Origin of the sequence: Flavobacterium sp. (assembly GCF_036405015.1) — a bacterium.
Taxonomy (GTDB): domain Bacteria; phylum Bacteroidota; class Bacteroidia; order Flavobacteriales; family Flavobacteriaceae; genus Flavobacterium.
Genome location: NZ_DASWYK010000238.1, coordinates 1 through 16,668, shown reverse-complemented (window position 1 = coordinate 16,668; position 16,668 = coordinate 1). Strand labels below are relative to the sequence as shown.

Sequence of the window (16,668 nt, the reverse complement as noted above, 5' to 3'; positions counted from 1 at the left end):
CGATACATAATGAATTGTAACACGGAGGTCGCAGAGAACTTGAAATCTGAAATGTGATAAAAATTATAGGAATTGTAACGCAGAGGTCGCGGAGAATTTTCGCAAAGGAAATTATTAAACTTTAGAAGAAGGCTAAGGGCACAGAGAACTATTCGGTACGTTCATAGCCCAAGGTTGAAACCTTGGGCTATGTTTTATAATCGAAATAGTGCTGTTTTAAGGCTTTTTAAGGTGTTTTATATGCGTTGGCCTGAAACTATGTCGAGAGCGAAGGAATTTGCGTGGAGAACGCTGTTATTCTTTTATAAAAAGGCAAAGTTCGTGGAGAATTATTCGGTATCTTCAGCCATAGCCCAAGGTTTTAACCTTGGGGAATGTATGTGTGAATATTACAATATTTTTAGATGTCAAACGTGAGGTACCCAAGGTTGAAACCTTGGGCTATATTTTATAATCGAAATGATAAAAAAACAATTCACATAGCGTGAAGATTGCAGAGAATCTAAAAATTGAAACGTAAAAAAAATTTATAGGAATTGTAATGCAGAGATCGCGGAGGATTTTCGCAAAGGAAATTATTAAACTTTAGAAGAAGGCTAAGGGCGCAAGAACTTGAAACCTAAAATGTGCAAAAATTTACAGGAATTGTAACGCAGAGATCGCAGAGGATTTTTCGCAAAGAAAATTATTAAACTTTAGAAGAAGGCTAAGGGCGCAGAGAATTTCAAAACTCTAGCACATAACTCTTAACTTATAACTCTTAACTTATAACTTCCAAATTTACCTCTTATCTACTTTTACTGATTTGATAATGGCTTCCAACTCTAACATAAGATCGCGTTCTTGATTGGACGGTGAATAACAAAATCCTTCTATAACCAAAAGTCGGCTATAGGCTTTATCTACAATTGCATAATTGATGAAGGGACCTGCCATAAAATCGTTTTTGAGTTCCCAGGTTCCTTTTGTTTCGAAAGCGTCTTTGTTGTCTAATATCACTTTTGAAAAATAAGGAGCATAAGCATCACTTGTAATCATAGGCGTATTGGGTTCGCGTCCTTTAATGTAACGTCCAACAGAGTCTCGCATGTGTACAATTGAGTTTACGACATCTTTTTTCTTTTCAAATTTATGAAGTGGAATCTGGTAGACCAATAAGCTGGTATTTCCACTGATGATTTCTTTTTTCAGCCATATAAAATTCTTTTTATGTAGCATATATTCATATCCAGTCGGAATCTGAAGATCGATGTGGAACTTATTTTTAATGATTGCAGGATTCAACAATGATTTGCTGTTGTCTTCCTGTATTTTCTGGATTTCGGCATTGCGAATTTGTCGTATTATTTCAGGCGAATTCAATTCGATACTGCAAATAATATCGTCTACAGATTTTCCGTAAATACGAAATGTATTGTGTGGAAGTGCTTTATTATGAATAACCTCAAACTTATCTGTTGCAGCTTTTTTAACTACAATAATGCTTCGGCTGTCGGTTACAAACCCTTCAAGTAATCGGGCAGGATATTGATTAATGGTAAAAAGCGGTTCTTCTTGAGTAAGTCCAAGAACCGGAGAAGCAAATTTATTTCGAATACTATCTCCTACCTCACCATACCATAACTGATCATCAATAATGATAGAAATTGTATTGGTTTTTCCAGAAACTGATTCATTTTGTTTTTCTCCTTTAAAACAGGAAATCAGCAAAAACGGAAGTAATAGCAATAAAAAATGGGTTTTATTCATTTTTTTAATTTATGAAATAAAACCCAAATTTAATAAGATTATTCTATTATCCGTTTATTTTAAGTTTCATTCCCGGTTTAATATCTTCATCTTTAATACCATTCCATTTTTTAATATCTGAAATTGTTACTCCAGGATATTTTTTAGAAATGCTGTATAAAGAATCTCCTTTTTTAACGTAATAATCTTCGCTAACGTTTTTAGAAAGTGCTTTTTTCTTGAATGAATCAACCGAGTTTGATGCAATTGCTGTTGAAGCCGGCTCTTCTATAACTATTGCTGCTTTAGAAATAATAAGTGTTTTTCCTAAACCAATGTTATTTGAAGTTAAATCGTTAAGTTCTTTTAACTCCGCAATAGTCGTACCGAATTTCTTTGCAATGCTACCTAAATTATCACCAGCTACTACAACATAGTCCATATCGACCGCTGTTGGTTTTGTTTTTTCATCTGCAGAAGCGATAGCTTCTTCTCTTTTATCAACAACAGGAGCTGTTTTAACAGGAGTTTCGTCATCAGTTTTAATTTTCAGACTTCTTCCAATAGCAACCGCATTTGTTTTAAGATTATTCCATTTTTTAAGTTCGCCGATACTTACATTGTATTTAGAAGCAATTGCTCCTAAGTTATCTCCTTTTCTAACTTTATAGAACTCAAAATCGTTATTATTGATTGTTGCAGGTCTTGCAGATGCTGGTTTAGCTTTTGGAGCATATTTAGCAGCCAATCTCGATGAAGTCGTACTAATTTCAGAATCGTGTTTTACGTATGCATAAATCTGTTCTTCGTTGGAAACAAAAGTGGCTATTTTGTCTTTTGGAAGTCTGATAAAATGTTGTTCTCCTTGATAAAAAGGAACAACATTCATTTTGTAAGATGGATTTAAAAGTTGAATCTGAGATTGTGGCATGTCTAGTAAATCAGCAATTTGCTTAAAAGACATTTGATTTTTTACACAAACAGTATCGGTTTCAAAGTTTTTAACCACTGCCCTTTCTGGATTAATTCCGTGTTCTTTATGATATTCAAAAAGATACATTGTAGCTAAGAAAGCCGGAACATAACCTTGTGTTTCTTTTGGAAGATAATTACGAATGTCCCAGTATTTTGTTTTTCCTCCAGAACGACGAATCGCTTTGGTAACATTTCCTGGTCCTGAATTGTAAGAAGCTAAAACCAGTTCCCAATCTCCAAAAATATTAAACATTTTGCTCATGTATTCTGAAGCTGCGGCTGTAGCTTTAAGAGGATCGCTTCTTTCGTCGATATAAGAATCAATTTTTAAAGCGTATTGTTTTCCGGTTCCATACATAAACTGCCAGAGACCCGTGGCGCCCATTCTAGAAACTGCTTTAGGATTTAAAGCAGATTCTACAACAGCTAAATATTTTATTTCCAAAGGAACATTTTGTTTGGCAAAAGCGTCCTCAAACATTGGGAAATAATATTCTGATAAAGCCATTAATCGAGAAAACGATTTTTTACGGTTCTTAAGAAATGACTTTATTATATTTTCTAGACCTTGATTGTATTCAATTTCAAAAGGTGACTTTTGATTCATCGCCACTAAACGCTGTTTTAGCAATTCGGTTGGCAATTCTTCATCGACAGTTACATCCTTGTTGATGGTTTGTATGTCTTTAGTTAAATCATCATAAATATCGAGACTTACTAATTCATTCATCCATAAACTATCGACTTTTGTAGCCAGATTGTTTTTTTTGAATGTGCTTTTAATAGAATCTAAATACGACAACTTAATGTCTTGCTTAATCTCTTTTGGAAATTCTGCAGATTCCTGCGCGAACATCGATAAAGAGAATAAAGCTGTCACCACTAAGGATATTTTCTTTACAATCATATAACATTATTTTAAAATTCTGTAATTCAAACAATTACGAGAGTTGTATTTTTGCAAACATAAGCCCTTTATTGAAAAAAAGTGTTTAAAAAAATGTTAATTGTGATATTTTAGTCTAAAATCGCAGCGATTCCAGGTAAAATTCTTCCTTCTAACATTTCTAGCATTGCCCCACCACCAGTAGAAACATAGCTCATTTTATCTTCAAATCCGAATTGTTTTACTGCAGCAACAGAATCTCCACCACCAACTAATGAAAATGCTCCATTTGCTGTAGCTTCTGCGATATAATCTCCTAATGCAATTGTTCCTTTAGAGAAAGTTTCCATTTCAAAAACTCCTAATGGACCATTCCAAAGAATTGTTTTTGATTCTAAAATTACTTTTTTGAAGTTTTCTCTAGATTTTGGACCTGCATCTAAACCTTGCCATCCATCAGGAATTGCAGTTACATCTACAACCTGAGTATTTGCTGTGTTTGAGAAATCGTCTGCAGCGATAACATCAACCGGAATATGAACTTGTACTCCTTTTTCTTTTGCTAATCTTAAGATTTCTAAAGCCAAATCTAATTTATCATCTTCACAGATAGACTCACCAATTTTTCCGCCTTGCGCTTTAATGAAAGTAAAAGTCATACCTCCACCAATAATCATGTGATCTACTTTATCTAAGATATTTTCGATAACCGTGATTTTAGACGAAACTTTAGAACCACCAAGAACAGCTGTTACAGGTTTTTCACTGTTTTTAAGCACTTTATTTAAACTGTCAATTTCTTTTGCTAATAATGTTCCGAAACATTTTTTGCCTTCGAAAAACTGTGCAATGATTGTAGTCGAAGCGTGCGCTCTGTGAGCTGTACCAAATGCATCGTTTACATAGATATCTCCAAGAGAAGCCAATTCTTTAGCGAAAGCTACATCTCCTGCTTCTTCTTCAGCGTGGAAACGTAAATTTTCTAATAATAAAACCTCACCTGGTTGTAAGTTTTTAGCAGCTGTCTGAGCTGGTTCTCCAACACAGTTTTCAGCAAACTTAACCTCAACTCCTAAAATTTCAGAAGCTGTTTTTAAAATATGTTTTAAAGAATATTTTTCTTCAGCACCTTTTGGTCTTCCTAAGTGCGACATTAAGATGACACTTCCGCCTTGAGCTAAAATAGCATCAATTGTAGGCTTTGCTGCTTCAATACGTGTGGTATCAGTTACATTAAAATTCTCATCCAACGGCACATTAAAGTCTACACGGATAATTGCTTTTTTATTTTTAAAATCGAAATCGTTTAAAGTTTTCATCTAGATAATTTTTTAGTTTTTTTAGAAAGAAAAACAAATATAGGACTTTTAGGCAAGTAATAAATTCGAATAAACTAAAAAAGAAGCAGGAAAAAGAACGAAAACGTTATAAATTTACAAAAAAATTGCTTTATTTAAGAATAAAAACAATTTTAGAATAGTAATTCAATATCTATCACACATAAAAAAACCTTTTCTGTTAACAGAAAAACAGAAAAGGCAAAAAATGAATCTAGTTTATTTTTTGTTTCTGGAAGTTGTAATTAGTCTTCTGTCTGAATATAACAAATAGACAAATTATCCTGAACAGGAAACATAAGGGTTTCGTATTCGTTTTTGCTTTCTGTATTTTTAGAAACCAGATAATTTCCTTCTATAATTCCGAAATAATTTAATAAGGGCGAATAAAATGTGATTCCGATTTTATGTTTGCTGCTATCTGTTACATCTGTATTTATAATATCTAACTGATAATTGATAAAAGGAAAATAATTGTTACCCAAAACATCTGTAACGCGATGAAAATTTCCTTTTAATTGTTCGACATATCCACTCGCAGCAATTCCCGTTAGAAAATGAAGTTGAGCGGCTTTTTCGTTTTCGCTTATTAATTCCCTAAACGTATTTTTTTTGTTTGCTTCAGAATTAAACTGCTGGCTTTGCATTTGATATTCTTTGAAAGTATCTTCAAAAACATATTTATCCCACAAAAACGCAGACGATTTATCTATCACGATACGATAAGCCAGTTTTATTTTAGTTATTTTCATGCATCAAGTGATTTTAATGGAACTTCGATTACAATCAAAATTGCATTTTCTGATAGCGCTTCCCATTCAATTTTATTGGTTTCTTTTAAAGCTAAACCGTCTTTTGCCTCCAAAAGACGATCTTCTACTTCAAAAGCACCGTTGAGTACAAATACAAAAACGCCATTTTTAGAATTTCTCAACTTAAAAGAACCTGTTTTTCTTCCGTCGTATATTCCGATAAATCCGAGTGCTCTTTCTACTTCAAATAAAGAATGTAGTTTGTTATGTTTATTAAAATCGAATTTGTATTGCTGAAAATAGTTTTTGTAATACTGTTTTCCCATGTGAAACTCTAGTTCCAAATAACTCACATTTTCACTTTCGTACGGATTAAAGATTTCAACTTTTAATTCGTCATCAGCAGCCAAAACTCGTATTTCATCAACTCTTAGAAATTCTTCATTTCCAATATTATCTTTATATTCTATTCCGCCGAACAAAGGCAAAAGGATCACATTTGTTTTTGAATTTACAAATCGTGTAATGCGCTGTTGTGGCGCCAGTATTACTTCGTTTAAAATCTTAAAAGATCCAAATGCATTTCGGGACAAATCCTGATACTGTTCAAAATTAAAAGTAGCAAAACAATTGTGCTTTCCTGAATTGAAAACACCTCTTGAATCTGACTTATAAATTTGGGTTGGAATCTGCGCTATCATGATAAACTATTCTTTAAAAATTAACTTGCCACGTTGATCGTATGTGTTAAAACATACCCTTCGCTGATACTTCCGGTTACGGTTCCTAATTCGTTTGCAACTGAATCTGAAAAAACATTGTCTGATGCATTATAAGTGTAACCCGACATTCCTTTTGTGTAACCATTTGCACTAGATGCGTTTACTGTAGCAACTGCGCTGTTTGTTCCTTCTGGAAAAGCAATTTGTGTTACCAACAAAGAAGTTCCGCTTGCATTGTAAATGTGAACATGAACATGTGTTGCGCGCCCTGAATACCATCCGGGAAAAATGGATGTAAAGGTTACCAAACCATTTTCGTCTGTAGTTTGTCTTCCTCTTAAAAAGTGAACTGACGTGTAATTTACCGATTGCATCCCCGTTCCGCCATATTCAGAATAATAACCGTCTTTGTCGCAGTGCCAAATGTCTACAATTGCATCTTTTAAAACTGCACAATTTGCTTTTGTGTTTTTAATCGTGATTTTTATAGTAAAACCTACACCCGTTCTATCCATCACAATATTTGATTTTACTAAAGATGATGGTGAGATTGTTGGAAACGGACCTGCAGTTTCTGATGGTGTTACGGAACAACTGCTTGAAGAAGATCCAGAACCAGAACTTGAATCGGTTCCTGTTGATGATTCAGATGAATCACTATCCTTGCTACATGAGTTTATGATTGGAATTGCCAAAGTACCAATTCCTACTAATCCCAAACCTCTTAAAAACTCTTTTCTTTCCATTTTTTTGCTTTTTTAAATGTTATTCAATGAAATGATTAACAGCTATTTTGAAGTAAAATTATTGGAAATTGAGGCGTTGTAAAAAGTTTGAGGTAAACGTTATTATTTATGAGGTAAACGGATGAAATATTTTTTTTTGCAGTAAATTTCTTAATCTAAATCTGAGTTACTTTCCTTCAAAAAGTGTAAAAAAAGCTTCTTCGTAACTGGCACTAATTGGAATTTCGGCCTGTTCAATATATATGATTTTATTTCTGATTTTAGATACTTTACTAACAGGGACGATAAACGAACGATGTACACGAATAAATTCTGTCTCTGGCAATTTTTGAAGAATTGCTTTTAAGGTCATACGAGCCACAACTGTTTTTTGATCTCGAATATGAATTTTTAGATAATCATCTAGACCTTCTATGTACAAAATGTCTGAAAACAAAATTTTATTAAGACTGTAATCGGCACGAATAAAAAGATATTGCTGTTCGATATTCTGGTTTTGCAATTTCCATTGTGTAAAAGCCTTTTCTGTAGCCTGCTGAAATCTAGCAAGTGAAATTGGTTTTAATAAATAATCTGTTGCACTTAGCGTGAAACCTTCTACAGCAAATTCAGAATAGGCAGTAGTAAAAATTACCATGGTTTTGTGTGGTAATTTTTTGTAGAAATCCAATCCAGAAATGGATGGCATATTGATATCCAGAAACAATAAATCGACTGGATATTTTTTTAGGTATTTGAATGCTTCATCAGATTTCGTAAACGTTTTTCTGAGTTCGATGTAATCAATCGTTTCACATAAACTCTGAAGGATTTCTAATGCCAGCGGCTCATCATCTAATGCAATTGCTTTTATCATTGAATTTTAATGCTCAAATTTACAACGTATTTCTCTTCCGAATCTTCAATCATCAAGGCGTGTTTATTAGGATATACCAATTTTAATCTTTCGATTGTATTTTGTAAACCAATGCCTGACTCTGACTGAACAGAGAAAGTCTTTTTATTAGAAACGTATAAAGTTAAGATTTCTTCTTCAATATCTATTTTAATATAGATTTCTGAAGTTTGGTCTGGATTAACTCCGTATTTGAATGCATTTTCAATAAAAGAAATTAAGATAAGCGGAGTGACCACTTTACCAAAAGTACTTCCTATTACCGAATAGTGGATGCCAACGGTGTTTCCTAAACGTGTTTTTTGTAGCGAAACAAAATTATTAATGTAATTGATTTCTTTTGTTAAATCGATAACCTCATCATTAGAATTGGTCATAATATAGCGCATGAGTTCTGATAACTGAACTACGGCATCGGGAGTTTTGTCGTCTTTTTTTAAAGCAAGTGCATAAATACTGTTTAAGGTATTAAACAAAAAATGCGGGTTAATCTGCGCCTTTAAAAATGCCAGTTCTGATTTTACTTTTTCTTTTTCGACACTTTGTAATCTTCCCGAAATAGCAAAAAGCAAACTTGTCACTACTCCGATCAAATACACAAGAATGGTGTGATTGTATTGTGTTGGTGGGCCTCCGTTGAATCCGAAAGGCATTGGGTGAGTACCATGCGGAAGTGGCGGAAATTTTCCGTGAAATGGTACGGGATGACTAGGAAATTTTCCCGAATGGTATTCAAAATCTAAGAAATTCCGACTTGGATGATCTAAAACGGTTGAGATCCAGAGAAAGAATAAAAGAAAAATGATTATGGTTACGTAATACAAAACTTTCTTCTCTGAGAAATATAGCTTTGGGATTAAATAATAATAGTTGAAATAAAAGAAACAAAGCAGCGCAAAGTAGATAAAGAAATAAATTCTGTCATGCGCATTGGTGTACAAATTGGGTAATGAAAAAAAAGTATTTGTTGTCGTAAATGCATACGGCAGAAATAAAAAAGCGAGGCACAATACTATGTGTTTCGCATAAAGTGAAAATTTTGTTTTCATGATCAAATTCGATTTATACCTTTTTGAAAAACAAAACGATAAGACTCAAATTTAATGTTATTGAAGTTTTATTTCAAATTATTGCGGTAAAAACACCTAATGTTGCGACTCGCTTTATATTATTTGCCTTTTTGAGGCCTTAAATCATCTTTTTAAGACTCCTTAATCATGAACCGGACCTTGTGTACAAGGACAGTTACTGATCGATTGTAAAAAATCAAATCCGATAGTGATAGAATGCGTTCCTGAGTTATAAGTTCCAAGTCCGTTAAACATCAACTGGTAAGAATAAGCAAAATAGAATTTTGATTTCATAAAACCAGCCATTGGCCCAGCTGCTAAAGGTTTTGGAAACTGGTCGTTTAAGAAACGATACGAAACTCCAATCCAGTAGTAATCTTCGTAACGGTTATAACGTCTGTACTTAAAGTTAAAATCGGTTGTAGAACGCTGGTCACTTGCAAAATATTGTAAGAACACCGATGGTTCGTATTCAATTCGTCTGTTTTCACCATCTCTAAAAGTAAATCCAGAATATACCTGAAAGTTAGAAAGCAAATCTGGTTCGTTTGTTCTATCCTTCGTCAAATTTTTCTTTAATACGTTGTTGGCGTTGAAACTTAAGAAAAATCCTTTTTGACGATACAAAGCACTAATATCAAAGTTATTATTTGAAGTTTGACGATTATCTGTTATCGAAGGGTCAAGACCGCCTCCTACTCCTTCAAAATTACCTGTTTCTAAACGAAAGGTATTTAAGTTATACGAGATACCAAATGATAGATATTTTTCTGAATAATAATCTAAAATTAAGTGGTGTGCAAACGAAATCTTTGCTCCTGTTTGTCTGGTGTTACCGTTACTATCGTTGTATAACGAAATACCAACTCCCGAACGATCTAGGACACGAAAATCTGCATACAATGATTGGTTGTCTGGTGCATCTTTAATTCCGACCCACTGTGTTAAACCATTGGCTCTAATTCGGAGGTTATCTCCAATACCTGCATAAGCTGGCGAAAGAATAAAAGGGTTATCAGCTAAATACTGTGTAAACACCGGTAGGTTTAACTCTTGGCTGTAACTTGTTGTTACAGCCATGAGTACTAAGGATAAAATAAGCTTTTTCATTGTAATAATTTTTTTAGATAACATCATTGGGGCTATAATTTTGTTATCTGTATAATGTGAAATGTCCAACAAACTCTCTAGGATCTTTAGGATCATTCAGTTTAAGAACATACCAGTAATCTCCTGTTGGTAATTCGTTTCCGTTGTATCTACCATCCCATTTTCCTCCAACTTTATATTTACCAACTACACGACCGTATCTGTCGTAAACATCGAATGTTAGATCTTTGTAAGCCAATGCACCACAATCTGGACCAATAGTCGTATTACCATTTCCACCGTTTGGTGTAAAGTAGTTCGGTAGACAGAAGTCATGGAACGTACCTTCAACAGGTATTTCAAACGTACATCCATTTTTATCTCTAACAATTACTTGGTAAATACCTGACTTATAAATTCTATAAGTGTTAGATGATGAGAATGGTTCTCCAGCGAAACTGTACTCATAAGGAGCAATACCTCCAGAAGCTTTCACTGTGATTGTATTAATAGTTGTTGTTTGCTGAGTTACATCTATTAAATTCAACGGATCAACTTGATCAACGTGAACTGTATTAGATTCTTTTTCACAGTCATCAATACTTGCTCTAACACTGTAGTCACCTGAAACCAGATTTCTAAATATGTTATCTCCTGTTTGAACTTTCACTGTATTTCCACCAGATATTAAGGTATAAACAATTTCACCTTTTCTAGCCTCAGGGAAAGTTGAATCTACCGTAACTGTAATTGCATTTACAGGAAGATCGTTTTCACAATCGTAATCCACACCGATCTTAGGATCTAATTTCACTGGTACTGGCATAGAATTACTTACGAATGAAATGATACAATCGTTAGCATCTTTGATGTAAATCGTATGCTGACCTCCAGCTAGACCTGTAAAACTAAATGTTAATGGGTCAATATCTGGATCAACGAATGGTCCTTCTTCGTTATCAATACTTGCTTTGTATGGCGCTGTACCAGAACCATCTACAACTTCAATAAACAATACTCCATCTTTCTCACCTGAACAGCTTTCTGGAATCATTGAATCAACTAATTCTGTAGCTTTTAATACAGTTGGCTGATTAATAACAAATTCAAAGATCTCATGACATCCGTTCTCATCTGTTGCTACAGCTGTATACGGTCCAGGAGCTAAATTTTTGAAAATATTAATTGAATCATATCTGTCCAATTCTGGCGAAATAGCGTACTGAATTTTACCTGTACCACCAGAAGCAATAATCTCTAACTCACCATTACTAGATCCGAAACAAGTAGCATCTTTAGTCTCAATTCTTGCTTGGAATGGAGTATCTGGTTCTTTGATAGTAACATCGTCACTTGTATAATCACAATCACCACTAACTACTTTTACTCTGTATACACCATCAGGTAAATTTTCAAACGTACCGTTTGCCTGATCTCCTCTGATAACTGTTCCAGAATTATTTAATAATGAGTAAACATAATTTCCTAATCCGCCAATAGCATCAGCGTATATAGAAGCTGTTTCATCATCCTTACATTTCACTACAGCAGCAGAAACATCAATTTTCAGATTTAGCGGCTCTAGTGGTTCTACATTTCTTTCTTCAGTTAAATAAGATGTACATCCATTAGCATCTTTTACGTAATAGCTGTAAACTCCAACTGGTACGTCAAAAGAAATAGAAGAATTAAACTGTCCTAAATTACTAAATCCATCTACACTGTAAGTATATGGTGGAGTACCTCCAACAGCACTAATTGTTAACTGTGTAAGAGTTGTACAAGTCTGTTGTCTAGTTACTGCTAAAGTAGCTTTAACAAGCGTTGGCTCCTCAATTACAATTTCATTTGAAACAGCCTCACAGCTATATCCATCTGTTACTGTTACAGTGTATCTTCCGGCTCTTAATCCTGTAAACACAGGATCAGATGTTGGCCCTATTATGCTTACTGGGTTGTCTGAAACTACTTTTAATGTATACATGTAGTTGCTTCCTTGACCACCTGTTGGCTGTGACGCTATAATTATTCCTCCGTCATCATCATAACACAATAACATTGGCGAATCAGCAGCAGCTGTAAACTGAATCGGATCAGGATTTCTTAATTGGATCGTTGTTGTACTTGTACAATTTCCACCGTCTCTTACTGTAACTGTGTAATTTCCTTCTGTTAAAGCAGTAAATTCAAATTTAGTAGAGAAGTCTGCAACTATACTATTTGTATCATTATTATATAATTGATACTCATAATCATTATCCCATCCACCTGTAGCAGTTGCATAAATAGCTCCGTCTCCGTTACCACTTACACAAGTAATATCAGACTTAACAGCAGTTACCGCTAAAGCATTAACCGGCTGTACAATTGTAAACATCGTTGTAACTGTACAATATGGTTTTCCAACTAAAGTTGCTGTTACGTGATACTCACCTGCACGAAGATTAGATATTACAACTGGTCCTGCATTTGATGATCTCGTAAGAGGAAGTGAATATCCATTTGAACTAGTAATAGTGTAATCGAATATTCCTGCTTCATTTGAAGGCGTTGGTTGATTATCTATGAAAGTTAATTCAACGCTTCCGTCAGAAGTTCCAAAACAGATCTTTTTGTTAGTAGCTACAGCTTTAATTTCGAAAGTGTTAGGGTTATTCACATAATGAACAGTTCTAACAGTACATCCTGTTGCTGGGTTTGTAACGGTAACAATATAATTTCCAATTGGTAAATCAACGAATATACCCGTTTGGTTACTTGGATTACCCGCTACAGCGTTTCCGTCTGCATCTGTAATTGCGAAATCTAAAACTGGATTTACTGCTGGAGTAGTAACTACCTCAACAACTATATCTTCAGCATTATTACAAGTAATCTCTTCTGTAACTCTAATAGCTACATTATCTAAATTAATGTATGGATTTACTGGCTGAGTAACTACAACTGTTCCCACACAATTATTTTCATCGTAAACATTTACAACATAGTTTCCTCCTAAAAGATCTGTTTCTGTAAATACGTTACGAGGACCTTTGTAAAGAACAACTCCATTTCTGATAAACTCGTAGTTTGGATATGTTCCATTACCACCCGTTACACCAGTTACCGTAATTGTTGCGCCATTACTATTGTTTTCAGATGTACAACCGTATTGAACAACTGCTGGATCTGGTACTCTAATTAAATCCGGCTCACTAACATAAACTCTAACTTGAGCAGGGCAATTTCTTCCTGAAACAACAGACACATCGTAATATCCTTCAGTTAATCCTGTAAATACTGGACTTTCTTGTGGAGTTCTTCCGTTGATACTGTACATGTATTTCGGATTGTCATTTACCCCAGGACTTGTTGGATCCATACTAGCGATAATTGTTCCATCGCTTCCTCCGTTACATGTTACTGGAGTTGGATCTGCTTTAAATCCAGTAACTATAGTTGCCTTTTCCAATTCGAATGTTACAACATCTGTACAGTTATTAGGTGTTCCTAAATCTGTTACAACAATGGTGTGAGGACCTGATCCTACAGCATTAAATACCGCTGGAGTCGTCATTATAGTTAATCCTCCGTCAAGCGTATAACTGAAGTTACCTGTACCTCCTGTTGCTGATGCAGTAACTTGTCCGTCTCCATCTGTACAACTTGGTTGGATATCTTTTTTGACATCTAATTTTACTGGCTGTAAAATAGTAATTTCAGCTGGGAATGTAGTTGTACAACCAAAACGGTCTCTCACTATTAAATCATACGTTTTAGGTACGTTTACAGTAAATGTAAGTTCTGATTGGAAACCTCCACCAATACTATATTCGAAAGGTGCCATTCCTATTGTTCCTGGAGTAACTACGATTTCGTAGTTTCCGTTTGTATCAGGACATTGAGATGTCGCTGTCGCTGTAAATCCAGCTGGCAGTGGACTAGTTGTAATATTTACAAGTAAAGGATCAGAAGTACATCCGTTAATGTCTCTAGCATAAATATGCCAAGCAGGAATTGTTGGATCTAATTCTCTTCTTGTTTCAGGATCAAATGCACCTGGACCTGCAAGAGTTGCATCAACAAATGAATAGGTATATCCTGGGTTTCCTCCTTTTCCAAGAACCTCTACTATTGCACCTCTGTTACAGTTTGCATCTAGATTTTCTACTAAGTCAACTTCAACAATAGTTGGTTGTTTTACTTCTGCTGAAGCTTGATCATCACAACCTGTTATATTATCAACAACTGTTATTTCGTAATCTCCAAAAGCTAAATTATCTAAGTCAATTGAAGTATTAGAAGTCGATGTTCCTGAAGCAAAAGGAGCACCATCTTTAGTAATTGAATAGTCATATGTTCCTGCAAAACCAGAAACTGTAAATGTTACTTTTCCATCGTTTGTCGTGTTACAAGACATATCTGCAACTGGCTGGCCAACAGCATTTATTCTAATAACATCTTTGATAGTTAATAACTCATTATAAGAACATGTGTTACTATCTGTAACTCTGAACAGATAATCTCCAAATGGTAGATCATTGAATACCGCATCAATTGTATTATCTGCAACCACTACTGGAGCATAAGGCACCGCTGGAGTAGCTCCATTGAATTCAATAATTTCAAATCTCAACTGACCAACACCATTTGTTGCTCTTACGGTAACATCGCTACTATTTCCTGAAATACAAGTAATAGCAGTTGGAGTAAATGTTAAATCTGTTGGTTTATTCAATGGTACGATTGGTACAGTTACTACAGGAGTTTCACATCCGTTAGCATCTTTTACTGTATACGTAACATTTGCAATTGAACCATCATTTGCAACAGATATTCTATCCGCTCCTTCTACATAACCTTTATTATTGAAATTATAGTAATAAGGCTGTGTTCCTCCTTGAGGCGTTACAACAATTTCTGTTGTTGTATAACAACCTGCATTTGGTGTAATAGTATGAGGAGCTGTAAGCTCTACTGGTTCATCTATAATTACATCAACTGGTAGAGAAGTACATCCTTTAGAATCTGTAATAACTACAGAATATGTACCAGCAGTTAAGCCTGTATAGATTCCTGTTGAATCTCCAGTAGTATTTGTAGCAAGAGAAAGAACGAAAGTATAAGGACCAACTCCACCTGCTGGTGTTATTGTTAAACTACCGTCACTTAACGTTTCACATGTTACATTAACGTGAGTTTCTGAACCTGTTGGTGCAATTGGAGTTGTTACTGTTACAGTATTTGTTGTCACAGAACATGATGGTGTATTACTATCTGTAATTACAAAATAGTAATCTCCAATCGCAGTAACTGTTTCCGTAAAGTTTCCTGTAGCTGGTGTTACAGGACCTGCAACACCATTATGATACATTTGATAAGTGTAATCGCTTACACCTCCTGCAATTGTAACATCAATTAATGCATTATTCGGAGCACAGTATAAATCTTGTGTTATCGCAGCACTAGCAATTAATTGCTCTTGAATGATATACTCTACATCATCAGTACATCCGTGATCATCTGTTAAGATGATTTTGTAAGTTCCTGGAGCAGTAAATGTTGCTGTAGAACTTGTTGGTAATCCATCAATAGTAAATGATTTGTTACCACCGTAAACTGTAGAAAGAGCATCAAGATCTACTGTTAAATCTGCACCAACAAAACATTTCTGTGCTGGCATATTAAGAACAGGAGCCACATCGTGAGTAATGTTAACACGAACTGGTGCAGAAATACATAAGTTACGATCCTGAATATAAACATCCCATGCTAGGTTTGTTAAGTCAGTATCTACTACTAAAGGATCTGTAGCTGGTGTAAAAGCTGTTGGAGCTGGCTGACCTGCACCTGCTATAACCGCAGCATAAGAATAAGCTGAAGTTCCTCCAGTTATATTACTAATTGTAATTGTAGAATTATCTTCTGTACAATATACGTTGCTTCCAACCGCATCAAACAAAATTGGAGCAGGCATCGTAATTGTAACAGAAGCGCTTTGTGAACAATGCGTTGTATTATCTTCAACAGTTACTGTATAAGTTCCTTCTGATAAACCATTTAAAGTTATAATATCACTAGTAGATACATTTGGTGTAACAGGTGTTAATGTTGTTGGATTATATGCAACTGAAACAGTATAATTTCCACTCGCACTAAAGTCAGAAACTGTAAAAGTTGCTGAACCATTATTACTAGTTCCATTTACTGTATTACAACTTACATTAGTAAATGAAGTTCTCACAATATTAATTGGAACAACTGGATCTACTGTATAGTTACCCTCAATGTAACAACCATTTGCATCTGTAACTCTAAATAAGTAGTTTACATTTGGAGCCAATCCTGTAAATGTATCTGAAGTAAAATTATCTCTGGTTATAGGAGAAATAATTTCATACTTCGCATAAGGAGTATATCCTCCTGTCACATCCACTCTAATATCAGCAACATTTCTTGAACAATCTGGTGGTGTTACAACTGCAAAAT

At 34.6% G+C, this 16,668-nt stretch carries 10 protein-coding genes; all 10 read right to left on the bottom strand.

Translation table 11 applies throughout. The features are described 5' to 3' along the window. Positions 1 to 780: 780 nt before the first annotated feature. The gene (locus VGE71_RS20760; protein ID WP_331140020.1) at positions 781 to 1,749 is read right to left on the bottom strand and encodes a DUF4837 family protein; all 969 of its coding nucleotides are present in this window, start codon (positions 1,747 to 1,749) and stop codon (positions 781 to 783) included. Between the two features lie 46 nt (positions 1,750 to 1,795). After that, positions 1,796 to 3,610: a LysM peptidoglycan-binding domain-containing protein gene (locus VGE71_RS20755; RefSeq protein WP_331140019.1), complete on the bottom strand. Its 1,815-nt coding sequence runs from the start codon at positions 3,608 to 3,610 to the stop codon at positions 1,796 to 1,798. 110 nt (positions 3,611 to 3,720) lie between these two features. Next, a complete protein-coding gene (locus tag VGE71_RS20750) occupies positions 3,721 to 4,908 on the bottom strand; it encodes a phosphoglycerate kinase (protein ID WP_331140018.1) in 1,188 nt (395 codons plus the stop codon). 263 nt (positions 4,909 to 5,171) lie between these two features. Continuing rightward, positions 5,172 to 5,678 carry a hypothetical protein gene (locus VGE71_RS20745; RefSeq protein ID WP_331140017.1) on the bottom strand — a complete coding sequence of 169 codons (507 nt, stop codon included), beginning with the start codon at positions 5,676 to 5,678 and terminating at the stop codon, positions 5,172 to 5,174. Continuing rightward, positions 5,675 to 6,379, bottom strand: coding sequence for a hypothetical protein (locus tag VGE71_RS20740; protein ID WP_331140016.1), 705 nt, complete (start codon positions 6,377 to 6,379; stop codon positions 5,675 to 5,677). Before VGE71_RS20740 ends, VGE71_RS20745 begins: the two co-directional genes overlap by 4 nt. A 20-nt stretch (positions 6,380 to 6,399) precedes the next feature. Next, positions 6,400 to 7,146, bottom strand: coding sequence for an intradiol ring-cleavage dioxygenase (locus tag VGE71_RS20735; protein WP_331140015.1), 747 nt, complete (start codon positions 7,144 to 7,146; stop codon positions 6,400 to 6,402). Positions 7,147 to 7,312: 166 nt separating this feature from the next. Further along, a complete protein-coding gene (locus VGE71_RS20730) occupies positions 7,313 to 8,002 on the bottom strand; it encodes a LytTR family DNA-binding domain-containing protein (protein ID WP_331140014.1) in 690 nt (229 codons plus the stop codon). After that, complete coding sequence (locus VGE71_RS20725) at positions 7,999 to 9,090, bottom strand: sensor histidine kinase (RefSeq protein WP_331140013.1); 1,092 nt, start codon at positions 9,088 to 9,090, stop codon at positions 7,999 to 8,001. Before VGE71_RS20725 ends, VGE71_RS20730 begins: the two co-directional genes overlap by 4 nt. Before the next feature lie 162 nt (positions 9,091 to 9,252). After that, complete coding sequence (locus VGE71_RS20720) at positions 9,253 to 10,221, bottom strand: type IX secretion system membrane protein PorP/SprF (RefSeq protein WP_331140012.1); 969 nt, start codon at positions 10,219 to 10,221, stop codon at positions 9,253 to 9,255. Between the two features lie 43 nt (positions 10,222 to 10,264). Further along, positions 10,265 to 16,668 (bottom strand): T9SS type B sorting domain-containing protein (locus VGE71_RS20715; RefSeq protein ID WP_331140011.1); only part of this gene is annotated, 6,404 nt, incomplete at its 5' end.